Here is a 13,910-nt window from a genome sequence, read left to right as displayed (position 1 = left end):
GCGGGAGCGAGGCCACGCACTAGCTGAAGATGCTGCGACCTATCCAACATCCCCACAGCCCTCGCTGCGGGGATGTTGACGACTATGAAGATACCTTCTTCAACTCCGTCTCTCTCGCATTCAATAGCCAGGCAAGCGCGGGAAGCAGCAGCAGCGCTCCAAGCATATTCCAGAAGAACATAAAAGTTAGCATCAAGCCCATATCAGCCTGGAATTTTATTGGCGAATAAATCCAGGTACCCACGCCAACCGCGAGGGTAAGGCCGGTAAAGGCGACTGCAGTGCCGCTGGCTTTCAATGCTGAGAAATAGGCTTGGCGGAGGCTATGCCCTTGGCGCAGGTAATGCTCCAGCGAGCTGTAAATATAAATACCGTAGTCGACGCCAATGCCCACACCGAGGGCAATGACCGGCAGAGTTGCCACTTTAACGCCGATACCCAATACCGCCATTAGAGCCTGACCTAAGATAGATGTAAGCATCAGGGGCACAATGATGCAGGCGGTGATTTTGACTGAGCGAAAGGTCAATAAACAAAGCAAGGTAACAACACCGTAAACCCAGAACAACATTCGGTATTGCGCGGAACGTATGACGATGTTGGTTGCAGCATCAACACCTGAGTTACCGGCGGCTAATTTGAATTGAATCTGATCACTATCGTTTTCCTTGGCAAAGCGCTCCGCTGCCGCAACAACGCGATCCAGGGTGTCAGCTTTATGATCTTCCAAAAACAGAATCACCGGCACCATGGAGCAGTCGGTATTGAGCAGATTATTCGGTACACGGCCGAGTGAGTTATTAAGAATCAATTGATTACGACTAATGGCATGCCACTTTGGACTGCCCTCATTCATGCCCATGATGACCAGTTTGGACACATCAACAAGTGACAAGGCGGACTGTACCCCAGCCACATTTTCCATTGTGCCCTGAAAGTAGTCGATGGCCGACAATGCGGCAAAGTTGCCGCATTGCTGTGGGTCGGTGTGAACCATAACCACAAACGCATCGGTACTGGTCGAGTAGTTGCTGGTTAAAAATGCATTGTCTAGATTGTAGCGTGAGTCAGGCCGCAGTTCTGGGGCACCAGGGTCAAGGTCGCCAATTTTTTGCTGCTGACCAAACCAGCTACCACCAACAAACAGCACTGCACATACCGCAATGATGGTCATCGCCGGTGCGCGCTTGGTGACTGCAGATAAATACCACCAATGCGAATATTTGCTGTTTGCCTTGCGATCAAGATAGCGTCGGCAGGTTTTACTGATACCGGTATAAGACAGCACCAGTGGCAGCAGAATAAGATTCGTTAGCACCAATACCGCAATGCCAATACTGGCAACCACGGCGAGTTCTTTGATAACCGGAATGTCGATCACTCGCAGAGTGAGGAAGCCAACGCCGTCACTTAAGAGAGCAATACCACCGGGCTTGCTAAGGCGCACAAAAGCGAGAAATGCCGATTCGCTATTGTCGATGCCATCGTGACAGTATTGACCGAAGCGGTTGATGATTTGAACAGAGTGGCTGATACCGACGGCGAATATGAGAAAGGGAACCAGTATGGAATAGGGATCCAGTCCCATACCGAGCAGCCGCAATAACCCCAGCTGCCATACTACCGCGATGGTGGAGCACAGCAGTGGCCCGAGCGTAAGCCAGGGGCAGCGACTGTAGAAAAACAGCATAACGGCGGTAATAACAAATGCCACACCAAAAAACGTGGCTACCAAATTTGCACCATCAACAAGGTCACCCACCAGTTTGGCGAAGCCCGTAATGTGGATTTTTATATCGTCTGACTGAAATTTATCTCGTAACTGGAGCTCTAGATCCGCTGACAGCTTCTGGTAATCCAGTCGCTCTCCGGTAACCGGGTCAGTTTCGGTGAGGGGCGCAACGATAATACTAGACTGAAAGTTATTGGCAACGAGGCGACCAACTTGTCCTGATTTAAGCGTGTTAGAACGCAACTTGGCCAACGTGCGGGGCGAGCCGTCGTAGTCGTCAGGAATAACCGAACCGCCGACAAAACCCTCTTCCGTGACTTCCAGCCAACGGACATTCGGAGTCCACAATGACTGCAATCCGGAGCGATCTACGCCGTCGATATAAAATGCCGCATCAGTGACCTGATGAAGCGTCTCCTGGTACTCGGGAGTAAAAATATCACCCTTGGTAGTCTCGACAATGATACGCACTGAATTGGCAAGACCCGACAGATCATCACGGTCTTTCAAAAAATTAACGATGTAGGGGTGGGATACCGGTATCATTTTTTCGAAACTGGCATCCGGCCGCAACTGCGTCATTTGCCAAGCAAAAATAACCGTCAAGATCACAAACAGAGCAATCAGAGGCGTCCGTAGGCGCATAAGCACTCGCCCAAGCGCCGGCCGCAGCTTACCGTCCTCTGCACTCAGCTGTATGTTTTCATTTTCGCTCACGGCGCTTCTCGCTTAATGATGGAAACAACACCGGACATGCCGACGACGTATATTGCATTGCTAGCATCACCGGTTACCGCAGAAAAACTACTGCGACTTGGATGATCTTGAGTGGTAAAGGTGTCGCCACCATCTTCGCTTATCGCTATACCACCGGCACTGCCTACCAACACAATGTTGCCATTGCTCAGGGTAGAGCCACCATAAAGGCTAAAGGGAATATCTTCATTTAAGGTCTGCCAACTGTCACCGCCATCACTGCTGCGAAACACATTACCGCGCAGACCATAGCTCAGTATTTCATCGCCGTGACTTAGCACGCCGAACAAGCTACCGTCGTAAAATGGGCCTAGTAATTGCCATTGCTTACCACCGTCCAAAGAACGGTACATCAGCCCCGCTTCACCACTGAGAAAAAGCCGGCCAGCGGTGTCCGCGGTTAGACTGTAATAGTGGTAGCGGTAAGAATTTTTGATGCCCGCTGCGGCAAGCTTCCAGTCTTTGCCACCGTTATCAGTGCGGTAGATCATTCCGTAAGCACCGACAGCTATGCCGTTATTCACGTCGCCGAACCAGATATCCAAGAACGGATCGGCTGGACCTGTGGTCACGGCTAACTCAGCATCTTCCACCGCGAACCCAGCATCCTCCGCCTCAATCCTAAGATCGCTAAGAAGATCCGAGTCCTCCCCCGAGCTAGTTTGCTCAAGGTTTTCTATCTGCGTATCTAGTGCGGCCTGTCTTGCCTTGGTATAGCTAAGCCACTGCTGGTTAGCCTGATCACCATCAAACTGCAGCTGCCAGCTTTTTCCGCCGTCGCTGCTGTGTAAAATGGTGCCTCCATGCCCAACAGCCCAGCCCTGCTCGGCACTGGCAAAAGATACTGCGGTCAGCGTTTCGCTGAGCGGGACCTGAGCCTGCGTCCAAGAACGCCCGTCGTCGGAATAAATAATCAGTCCGCGCTCACCAACAGCAAGCAGTTTGTCGCCGGCCTGAGTAATGTCTAATAGCACACTACTTGCCGCAGCTGCCGCTGTAAGCGCTGGACTTCTTTCATAGTCCGGCGTCGCCGCACTTACTGTCATTGATGCCCAAAGACAAACGGACATTGTGGCGAGCAATCGCATCGCCACAGCTCTATACGCCGCTACCCGCCACCCGCCCACGGCCACTTTTTAGCGGCGTCCGGCGCGGCGAAGCGCCGCAGGGGTAAAGTCTTCAAAGGTGCCGCTGTAATTAAAGTCGTAGGTATAGCCATCTTCCTCGTTGTCTAGACCAATAACGACATAGCGATCAGAGAGTAAATCGTATAATACTTCGGCGGCTAGCCAAGGAATTGCGGCCTGATAGTGCATCATTTCGTGGCCTTCCTTCACTTTCCACAACTCGCCGCGGCCATCATAATGATCGGCTACTGCGATCTGCCAAGTATCTTCATCGACATAGAAGGTTCGACGCGCATAGATGTGGCGCTCACCGTCTTTCAGTTTGGCCTCTACCACCCACACCCGGTGCAGCTCATAGCGAAGATAATCTGGGTTGAGGTGTCCGGCTTGAATGATGTCAGTGTATTTGAGTTTTTCGTTGCGCATTTTGTAGCTGTTATAGGGAATATAAATTTCTCGTTTTCCCATTAGCGTCCATTCGTAGCGATCTGGCGCGCCATTAAACATATCCAAGTCATCCGCAGTCCGCAGTCCGTCGGAAGCAGTGCCTGGGCCATCATAAGAAATATTCGGGGCGCGTCGCACACGCCGCTGTCCGGCGTTGTAAACCCATGCAGCCCGCGGCTCTTTAATCTGATCAATGTTTTCGTGGACCAGCAATACGTCACCTTCCAGGCGCGCAGGGGCGAGTATCCGCTGAAGGAATACAAACAGACGATTAGGATAGGGGTTATTAGGAACCCGGTTGGCGAATATGATGTTTTCGCTAAACACCACTGGGCTGAAGTTACCATTGGTTTGCACCGGGATTTGGGTATAGCGTCGCTCAAGACCCAAGGCCGTACGATAACGGGTGATGTGATTCCAAATCACCTCAAGACCGTTCTGAGGGACCGGGAAGGAAACACTGGCAGAGAAATTCACCAAGCCATTGCCACCCTTCACCATATCGGCTGCGGTCGCCCCTTCTTTTATCAATTTGTATTCGGATTCTGGAAGCCTTGCACTGCGATGTGTTGGGTACACATTCATCCGGTAGTTATCGGGATGGCGCTTTAATAGGGCCACCTGCCCTGGGCTAAGTTTGTCCTCGTACTGTTTGTAATTTTTCGCATCAATCGAAAATAGGGGCTTTTCACTGGCGTAAGGATCTACTAACCGACCACCAGGTTTATAGCTTGGCGGCAAGATTTTTAAGCCACCATCCCAAGCTGGAATTGTGCCGTCTGCATTGCCGGCGCGCTCGGCACCTACCGGCGTCAGTGTTGAACCACCCAGCTGATTAGCCTGCTCTTGTGTAATCTTCGCGGTGGCAGCGGATGCTGCAACAATCATCGCCATTGCGGCAAAGAGAACTTTAGCCTTGATTGGGCCGATGCTAACTTGGTTTATTTTCATGTTTGATCCCTGGGGCCGGCAGCCCTATCAAAATGCCACGGAGAAACTGAGTGAAACAAAATCACGGTCTTGTTTGTCATCGTATTTGCCACCAAAGTAATTGGTGTACGAAAAGTCGGCTTTATAAGTATTAAGATAATCCGCAGTCACACCAACGCTGGCAGCCTTGCGACCTTCGATAAAACTTGGTTGTGGCGAGTACCCTTTAACGTCATGTGACCACGCTATATTGGGCGTCAGATTGATCCCAAGAAAGGCATCGGTGTAGTCCAGTCCGGCGCGCATACGGTAACCCCAAGAAAAATCCTCGGTAAAACCATCGCTGGTGCAATTCTGAGCTTGGGTGTTGGGCACTATTCCCTGTAAACCTAAGATGGCGTGCGAAGAACAGGTCACTCTTAAGCCTGGAACAGGACCCGCCAACTGGCTATCGAAGGGTTCAAAATAACCGATACCAAAGGTGCCTGAGCGACCGTAATTTTGCGCGTCGTCCATACCGCCCAAGAAATCGGCACCGATCTCGGCAGCGAAGGACAAGCGGTTCGCGCCCAGAACTTGGTCGAAGAAGCGGATGAAGGTCATTTGTGCCTGAGTGAATTCAACATTGTCATATCCCTGTACTACCCCGCCAGGGCCAGCGGCAGCGCCTCGCGCCCTGAGGGTTGACCACTCATTGAGTGCTCCCAATGCCACGACCTGACTCACCTCAACCGAATTGATCTGCAGCGGATACTCGGGACGATAGCTGATTTCACCAGAGACTGCCCACAAGCCAACATTGGTGGCAATACTCACCCCGAACACTTCTATATCTTCAGGAAATTCGAAGAAGTACTTAGGATCGATTGGCTGACCTGTTGGCGCAAAAGAGGTCGCATTCACCCCGCTTAAGATCGGCGTACGGCTGTGATAATTAATATAGTACGCACCGAGTTCCGCAGAATTTAGTGAGTCAACGAAATAATGTGCAGCAAGCCCCCACTGTCCAGAGTCAGACGCCTCAACATCAGCCGCCCGCGACATAAAGGCGCCAGCGCCGATTTGCGCGCCATCTGGAGCCGCCGTCGACAAGGTTAGTTTGTCACAACCTCCGCCGTAGACGTCGGCACTGCTCCAGTAAGTGCCGCACTCATCTAATACGGTGCGATCCCATTTGTATTGGTAAAACAATTCCAAGCTTAAATTGGCGGTGAGACCGGCGTTGGCATAAACCATACCCACCGGCAGTAAGGCCTCTTTGATTTCGGCGCCGGGGCGGTTCAAAGCCGTAACATCGAAGGGGTTGATGGTATTAATGCCATTTTGGATGAAGGTGCTCTCCCCCCAGCTCAGCACCATATTACCGGCGCGAAGTTCTAAGGGAACGCTAGCTAAGTCAAAACTACCATAGACGTAATAATCCAAAAACTCCGCGCCAGAGTCCTGCGCGAGATTCTCAAATCCAGACGTCTCTAAGGAGCTACCGGCTGTATAGTTATTAGCAACATGGCCGTGATCGACGTCCTGCGTCAGGGCGTAGTCATACCAGTATTTAAGACGGGTAAATGCACCGTAGTTACCGGCATTGAGGTCAAGATCGTGAACGCCCTTAAAGAGCATTGAGTAAAAATCGCCCTTGTCATAGTTTAGGTTGCCATCATCGGTCGTACTGACAGAGGCGCGCCCCTCACCATTGGTATTACCAGGGCTCAAGTAATCGTTTTCGGCCTCTTCCGTTCGCATGCTAGCCCCGACCGAAAAGTTCGAGGTGAAAGTACCCTCGATATCGCCCCACGTGAAATTGACCGCATGTGCCGGCATCGTGAGCCCAACTGTCAGCGCTCCCAATACCAGATTCAATGCATGATTTTTATCACTTCGTGAGTACACCATACTTGCTTCCTCAACTTACTGTATCGAACCCGCTAAACCCCCAGGACGCGAGTGTTATGGCTCCGAAGACGCTAGGAACTCATACCCTAGGGGGGACAACTTTCGGTAAGTATAGTCAGCTTTGGAAAACCTGCATGGCGAGACAGAAATAAAAAAAAGAATTAAGACCAATTTTGATTTATATCAAGTAGGGCCGTCTGCCTGTCCGTTTACTTACCAATCAAGGTGAGAATATTTAGCTGAGATGCACTCATAAACCATACCGTGACCCGAAGCCTTTTCGGCCGATCATGGCCCTTGGCAGGAGGCTCTCAATGATGAACAAGCCATCAAGTGGCCAGGTGATAGCGAAGCGGTGAAATGCCTAGTTGCGAAGACGGAATACTAACATTAGGACGATGGCTCAAAATCACGAATTGACAGGGAAAGGTCAAGGGCGCTAATCGGCATAGGCCTGCACACATAATATCCCTGCACACACTCCACACCGAGATCGCGAACAATCTCAAGCGCCTGAAGGGTCTCCACACCCTCCACAATGACTTTTTTACCGAGATTATGGCTCATCTCTACCATCGACTTAACCAGAACCTGATCGCTTTCACGCTCATGAATAAATCGGATAAATGACTGGTCTATCTTTATGTAATCTACCGGCAATTCCCGCACATACTGAAACGACGTAAAACCAATCCCAAAGTCATCGAGAGCCACTTTCGCGCCGACTTTCCTAAAGTTATTGAGTAGACGCTGAGCTTGCCCTAAGTTCTCTAGGGCATCAGTCTCTAGAACTTCAAAGATAAGGCGAATCGGGTTAGCACCAGTACGTGTAATAACGTCGGCGAGACGCGTTTCAAAGTCAACTTGCTCCAAAGTAATTGCCGTAATGTTAATACTTAAGCCAACATCGATACCTGCGTCCTCCCAAATACGCTGCTGCCGCATCGCTTTTTCCATAACAGAAAAATCCAACTGCGGCATTAACCCAGATTCAGCAGCTATACCCAAAAAATGAACTGGCGAAATAAACTCCCCCTCATCATCCAGCATTCGCACTAAACATTCGCAATGACTAATACTATTGGTATTCAAATCCAAAATCGGTTGATAAAAAAGAACTAGGCGATTATTACTCAGCGCAGATTGTAATTGCTCTCGCATGCGATATTTTTCTTGGCGCAACTGCCGACTAGTATCATCCGAGTCGGCTGCGCAATACAAACTACCTCTAACTTTGCGCTTCACCTTTGCCATTGTCGAAGTCGTATTAGACATCAACTCATCTATTCCACTTAAAGTATCATCGTAGCTAGCAACCACAATAGAAATGCAAACCTCTTCCTTCACCACGTCCTTGATAAAGGTGTAACGTGTCAATCTCTCGAGCCCCAGATCTTTAACACTTTCCTGCGAATCTTTCCTGTGATGAATAAGCGCGCAGAACTCACCAGGTCCAGTGCTGCCAACAATGCAATCCTGAGGCAGAGTAACGACCAAATGCGCAGCCAATTCGTTCAGTAGCCGATCACCTGAATCAAAACCAAAACGATCATTTAATGAAGCAAAATCATCGACATCAAACATGGCCAACTCGATGACGTTTAGATCGCAGTGTTTTGCTATAGTATCGCCCGCCGCCTCAATAAAACTGCTGCGATTTAATAAACCTGTGATCCGATCATGCCGGCCTAACCAATACAAGCTCTCCGCTGCCTCTTTACGCTCAGTGATATCAACACCCATCGATAGTATGTGGGGCTCCGCGTTGATGTATAAGCTTGCGTGTGTCCATAAAAAGTACAGCTTGCGACCATCATCAGTAAAAAACGGCATTTGTCCCTGTAATTTTTTACCAACGACATCACTTAAATTATGCAGGGAAGCTGACAGCGTTTTACTACGATACTCATTTCTAACCCAGGTATTTATATTCGCGTTATCTGGATTTTTTGATCGCAAACCGCTGAGATCTCGCCCTAACTTATTGATGTTACGGATCTCTCCGTTTCCATCATGGATTATTACAACAAGAGGTGAAGTATCTAATATGAGGTCGTTAAAAATCTGAGCCTCAGTGAGAGCTTCAATCTTTGATCTAAGTTGATTTCGATGTTGATCAACACTTTCATTCATTTCCTCTAAGGACTCAATGACTTCACCCACGGTATACTGAACGACGTCTATCTCATCGGAAAATTTTGTCTTTCTTATTCGCTGCTCTAGAATTTCCCGCGCACCTTTAAATTTCCCACTCGGCAGCATAGGAAGAATCTTCGCCAGCATCATAAGTCGATCGAGAGATGGCTTTAGAACAAGACTTATAAGCAGAATAATAAGTGCGAGGGTTATTGAAGCGGAAAATACAATATTTTTAATTGCGTGATTAAGTAACTGTCTAATATGGCTTTGATCTTCTATAACTGCCGCATAGGAAATAACACCATCAGTATTGCTCAGCCGAAAGAATCGCGCGCTGTAATATCCATTAAACGTCGAATCAAAAAAGCTATGGCTACCTAATGAAGGGAATTTATTTTCATTTAGAATATCCATCAATACTAAACGAACATCTTTAGCATTACTGGCTGCATAAATCTTTTCTACAGCCAGCACATCGCTAGACGGATCGAATGAGAATAACGCAATATCAGCACCAGTAATTTCATAAAAATCTTGAACGAGTAGGGTAGCGGAGCGATTAATATTGATAATGAGTTCGCGCCCGTCATCAGCAATGATAGGAATAAACACGCTCTGGAAACACTGAAAAACACAACTTAAAGTAGCAATCGGACGCTGACGAGTTTTTAATGTGTTCGCTGCATCATAAATTTGGCTTTCACTAGGGCGAATGCTAGATCCATCTTGCACTGACCTCCCTAAAATGGCCCCACTATTACTTATGTAGTATATTGACTCAATTCCCGACATCAGTGACGGAGCAGCAATGTCGCCATTACTGATTTCATCATCACTCGGGATTACTTTTTGGTCGGCAAGCCGAAACAGCTCTTTACTAGAGCGCTCATTTACAGCGAGAAAGGTCTCTTCCAACTTCAGCAAATCCGACTCTATCTTTTCCCTCTGCGAATCAACAATTTGCACAAAACTTATATAACCGCGCGCAACCATCACCAAAGTCATGCCTAAGACAAGGACGATACTTAATTTTCGCTGCAGACCAAAACTAACCGCAGAATTAGCAGGCTGCGCGAATAAATCTTGAATCCGCTTTAACATTCCTAAAAACGATACCCTAGCATCACAGCAAAAATTTCAGTCCGCTGATCAAGCGGCATATTGTTGGCATTATCAACTCCGGGTATGCCTGAGATACCTCTTATGCCGTAGACATCAACGTCAATAATCCAATTTGGTGTTGGCGTCCACCGCGCACCCACTACCAAATGATGGCTATCCGTTTCATTGCGTAGATCACGGTCAAGCACAATGTACTCATAACGGCCGGTCAAGATAATATCTGGCCGCACTCGATACTGTGTTTGTATATAAGCGGATTCAATCTCCGTAGTCTGAGCGCCTTGCGACGTTCGGAAATCCGTAGTGATCAAACTGTATTCGGCGGTATGCGTCCAAGTAGCCATATTTTTCTGTGCCGAGATAACATAACCAGTGGCATCTAGCGTGATATCGGCGACGGCCGCAGAACTAGAACGTAAGTCTAGATGAACATTAAGCATGGAAAACGCTATCTTACTATCGCCGCCATTCCTGGAGTGAAGAATTTGCGCAAATATTGGCGTTTTAAATTCTGCCGTATGAATAATAGCTGCACTGGGGCCAAATAGGTTTTTAAGCACATCTGCTGAAAGACTCTTATTGCGCCCCATGGTAAAATTGAATGTCGTTGAATTTTCTTCTGCATCCCAGTAGCTATAAAGCTGCACGCCATCGCTGGCAAAAAGTAGTTCACGCAAGCCATTGCCTTCAAAGTAGACTGCTTGAGGCATTAAAATGCTTGGCCTGGTAAACAGTACATCGCGGGTGTCATTGTAGAATCCGTAGGCGTTGCGCACCCTCCCAATTCTAAAACCCAGCCCAGACATGTCATTCTCTATGGCTTTAATATCGGCAAAAAGAAAGTCTATATTCACATCACCGTTGTCGGCACTTCCCGCGTCTCGACTTATTAATTGCCCAGCAAAATTTAAAGCAGGAGTGACCCGCCAGGTGCTGGTAAGGGCCATCTCTCTATAATCCGTACTCCCACGCAGGCTGTCTCCATAGAAATTATTACCATTACTTAGCAGATAGGCCTGCGATAGAAATCCGTGAAACTGCAAGTCATTATCTTCCTGGGATAGTGCCCCGCTGGATATAAAGAAAACTACTATTCCCAGCACCAGGCTCCGAAGATATTGTTTGAATATAATTGGCATCATTGTGCACTCCCTGCGGATTCAATAACTGAGACTGTTGGCGACCGGATTTCGAGATTTGAGGCAAGCGCAGGAGAATTGATAATGGCATATCCGATGGCGCCTGGGGTCGCATCAACCATTTCCCGCAGCTCATCTTCACTATCGACAGTAGTAGGCGGTATCCCAGTACCACTAAATATCAACCTATCCCATTGCTCTCGAAGCACATAGGGATATACTTTGAGAATGGTTTTACAAAACTTTTGATGAATTTCGCTTTTATCTGGAAGCACATAGACCTTTATCGGAATCTTGTTATCCCAGCTTCTTTTACGTATTGAAAATATGGCCCTCAGATTACTTAAATTAAGTTCGCCAGTCTTTACATCTGCATGCGTTAAGACAACGATATCGCCGTCATTAAAGGCGGTGAGGGTAACGTCGGCGTAGTTATAGCAAGAAAATGACGCCAATAAGGCACACATTAATAAGGGGGCTACTTGTGACTTGCATGATTTAGCGCATGCTGAAGTTTCGATATTTTTCACAACTGCTCCTGCAGTGGCATTCACACAACTACTCCGTGTCGATGCCTTGATCAAAATTTCTATTCATACCATTTAAAGATTTGGCGAATTTCATCTCCAGCTACTCGCTTGAGGATTCCATCCCGTCGTGACGGCCTTTACATAAAAGAAAGAGATCCCTTTCAAAGCTGGCCCACAATGGCTCCCCGAGGCGTCAAATACTATCTTTTTTATTACAATTTAAGAAATAAAAAATATATTCTCGCTGCAGACTGATCGTCGCTATATAGACATAAGTTCGTCCGGACCTTGTTTTACTTTACCCAGCGCTAGCTTGCTCTGCGAAAACATCACCATGCCAGCTGCGACCTTGACACCAAAATACCTCTTAAATTCCAGTATAGACAATTCTGCTAAAAGCACGCTTTTGTCACATCAAGACAATAGCCCTTTATCACTACAAGCTTTATGATGCTGGGCGGGCGCCGTCACGACAATAGGTGATTATCCGAACAAAACACCGCCGCCCCCTTAGCATTGGGTCGTTTAGTCGCAGATTTCCTTGTTATCACTGGCGACAAATAATTGCGTAAATGCCTGTGAATATAGCGAGTTTCATCATTCGGGCAACACCAATACGTCTTTATACTTATCGCTGCCGCGTTGATGACGCAGGAATTGAAAAATCAGTAAAACTGTCTGTCTTGGACATTGCCGCTGTGGTGAATATTAAGCCCATGGCAGGCATTTAGCCAAGGCAAGCTAGTATGACCTTAAGCCACTGAATTTGTTTAAACTCACTATGGCCGAAAAAACAAGCTTATGGAAAACGCCAAACTAATGAGGAAGTCGCAAGAGTTGGTTCTTATCGGCGGTGGTCACGCTCACGTCTTTGTCCTTAAGCTGTGGGGCTTAAATCCACTTGCAGGTGTAAAGATCACCTTGATATCCTCCCAGCAACAAACCCCTTACTCCGGTATGCTGCCAGGCCTCGTCGCCGGCCATTACACGGTACCAGACGCTCACATTGATTTGGTCGGGCTCTGTAAATTTGCTGGTGCGACGTTTATTCAAGGCAGTGTGACTGAGATCAATCTTAAGGAAAAAGAACTACAGGTAGATGATAGTGAACAGCCCATCAAGTTTGACTTATTATCTATAAACAGCGGCATCACCCCTAACTTGGATATTGCCGGCGCCAAGGATTTTTCTACGGCGGTAAAGCCTATCAGTGAGTTCTACCCACGCTGGCAACATACCCTGCAAGAACTCAGCACTGCCAGCACGGAAAAATCTATCGCCGTAGTCGGTGGCGGTGCTGCCGGCGTCGAGCTGGTTTTAGCGATGCAGTATGCTATATCTCAACGCCCCGACATTAAGGTCCCAGTAAAACTGCAGCTGGTATATCGCGGCGAGGAGCCATTATCAAATTTTCCGTCGCGTATTCGTAATCGAGTTCTCTCGGCACTGTCAAATGCAGACATTCAACTCAAGACAAACTGTGATGTTTCGAAATTAAGTCTCGGCACAATACATTGCGATGCAATGCCGAGCATAAAAAGTGACCATATATTTTGGTGTACGAACGCCAACGCCGCGGCATGGCCTAAGACATCTGGACTGGAGACCGATAATCGCGGTTTTATTAGCGTCGATGACACCTTGCAATCTCGCAGCCATGACTTTGTTTTCGCCGCCGGAGACATTGCCCAGCAATACAACCACCCAAGGCCCCACGCCGGCGTTTTCGCTGTTAGGCAAGGGCCCGTACTGTTTCGAAATTTACAGAATAAATTAAAAAATCAGCACCTAGAATCACATCGTCCGCAGCGCCATTTTTTAGGGATACTCGCCCTTGGCGATAAAGACGCCATCGCCCATCGACGATTCTGGCCAGCCATACACGGGCGCTGGGTGTGGCTATGGAAAGACGCCATAGATCGACGCTTTATGGCAAAATTTTCTGACTTGAATTGATAGCGAAGATATTAGCCAACATCTTGTATCAATCACTTAAACCTGCGCGATCATGGGCGTCGGTGGATGAGGCACTGTTTACTGTGCCGCCTTTTTCCCTTTTTCGGCATCCCCTGATTTATCCGTAGCAGTTTTATTG

Annotated in this window: 9 protein-coding genes; 2 read left to right on the top strand and 7 right to left on the bottom strand. The window is 48.1% G+C overall.

Annotation, left to right across the window (positions count from 1 at the left end; translation table 11 throughout):
• Positions 1-82: 82 nt before the first annotated feature.
• The 7 genes from AB4875_RS05050 to AB4875_RS05020 form a co-directional block, all read right to left on the bottom strand.
• Positions 83-2,449 carry an efflux RND transporter permease subunit gene (locus AB4875_RS05050; protein ID WP_368374963.1) on the bottom strand — a complete coding sequence of 789 codons (2,367 nt, stop codon included), beginning with the start codon at positions 2,447-2,449 and terminating at the stop codon, positions 83-85.
• Entirely contained in the window at positions 2,446-3,534 is a 1,089-nt protein-coding gene (locus AB4875_RS05045; RefSeq protein WP_368374962.1) for a WD40/YVTN/BNR-like repeat-containing protein, read from the bottom strand. The genes AB4875_RS05050 and AB4875_RS05045 overlap by 4 nt, the downstream gene beginning before the upstream one ends.
• A gap of 90 nt (positions 3,535-3,624) precedes the next feature.
• Complete coding sequence (locus AB4875_RS05040) at positions 3,625-5,013, bottom strand: DUF1329 domain-containing protein (RefSeq protein ID WP_368374961.1); 1,389 nt, start codon at positions 5,011-5,013, stop codon at positions 3,625-3,627.
• Between the two features lie 27 nt (positions 5,014-5,040).
• A complete protein-coding gene (locus tag AB4875_RS05035; RefSeq protein ID WP_368374960.1) occupies positions 5,041-6,885 on the bottom strand; it encodes a DUF1302 domain-containing protein in 1,845 nt (614 codons plus the stop codon).
• A 390-nt stretch (positions 6,886-7,275) separates the two neighbouring features.
• Entirely contained in the window at positions 7,276-10,125 is a 2,850-nt protein-coding gene (locus AB4875_RS05030; protein ID WP_368374959.1) for a putative bifunctional diguanylate cyclase/phosphodiesterase, read from the bottom strand.
• A gap of 2 nt (positions 10,126-10,127) precedes the next feature.
• Complete coding sequence (locus tag AB4875_RS05025) at positions 10,128-11,288, bottom strand: hypothetical protein (protein WP_368374958.1); 1,161 nt, start codon at positions 11,286-11,288, stop codon at positions 10,128-10,130.
• Positions 11,285-11,815, bottom strand: coding sequence for a type 2 periplasmic-binding domain-containing protein (locus AB4875_RS05020; protein WP_368374957.1), 531 nt, complete (start codon positions 11,813-11,815; stop codon positions 11,285-11,287). The genes AB4875_RS05025 and AB4875_RS05020 overlap by 4 nt, the downstream gene beginning before the upstream one ends.
• Before the next feature lie 572 nt (positions 11,816-12,387).
• On the opposite strand from AB4875_RS05020, the gene AB4875_RS05015 reads away from it, so the two are divergent.
• Positions 12,388-12,546: a hypothetical protein gene (locus AB4875_RS05015; protein ID WP_368374956.1), complete on the top strand. Its 159-nt coding sequence runs from the start codon at positions 12,388-12,390 to the stop codon at positions 12,544-12,546.
• Between the two features lie 88 nt (positions 12,547-12,634).
• The gene (locus AB4875_RS05010; RefSeq protein ID WP_368374955.1) at positions 12,635-13,771 is read left to right on the top strand and encodes an FAD-dependent oxidoreductase; all 1,137 of its coding nucleotides are present in this window, start codon (positions 12,635-12,637) and stop codon (positions 13,769-13,771) included.
• Positions 13,772-13,910 lie beyond the last annotated feature (139 nt).

It is taken from the genome of Zhongshania sp. R06B22, assembly GCF_040892595.1.
In the GTDB taxonomy this organism is placed as follows: domain Bacteria; phylum Pseudomonadota; class Gammaproteobacteria; order Pseudomonadales; family Spongiibacteraceae; genus Spongiibacter; species Spongiibacter arctica.
The sequence above is the reverse complement of the archived record's forward strand: the minus strand, read 5'-3'. Positions and strand labels throughout refer to the sequence as shown.

Excerpts from the sequence above, each read along its gene's own strand:
- AB4875_RS05045 (WP_368374962.1), bottom strand. The coding sequence starts at position 3,534 with ATGACAGTAAGTGCGGCGACGCCGGACTATGAAAGAAGTCCAGCGCTT.
- AB4875_RS05040 (WP_368374961.1), bottom strand. The coding sequence starts at position 5,013 with ATGAAAATAAACCAAGTTAGCATCGGCCCAATCAAGGCTAAAGTTCTC.
- AB4875_RS05035 (WP_368374960.1), bottom strand. The coding sequence starts at position 6,885 with ATGGTGTACTCACGAAGTGATAAAAATCATGCATTGAATCTGGTATTG.
- AB4875_RS05030 (WP_368374959.1), bottom strand. The coding sequence starts at position 10,125 with ATGTTAAAGCGGATTCAAGATTTATTCGCGCAGCCTGCTAATTCTGCG.
- AB4875_RS05025 (WP_368374958.1), bottom strand. The coding sequence starts at position 11,288 with ATGATGCCAATTATATTCAAACAATATCTTCGGAGCCTGGTGCTGGGA.
- AB4875_RS05015 (WP_368374956.1), top strand. The coding sequence starts at position 12,388 with ATGCCTGTGAATATAGCGAGTTTCATCATTCGGGCAACACCAATACGT.
- AB4875_RS05010 (WP_368374955.1), top strand. The coding sequence starts at position 12,635 with ATGAGGAAGTCGCAAGAGTTGGTTCTTATCGGCGGTGGTCACGCTCAC.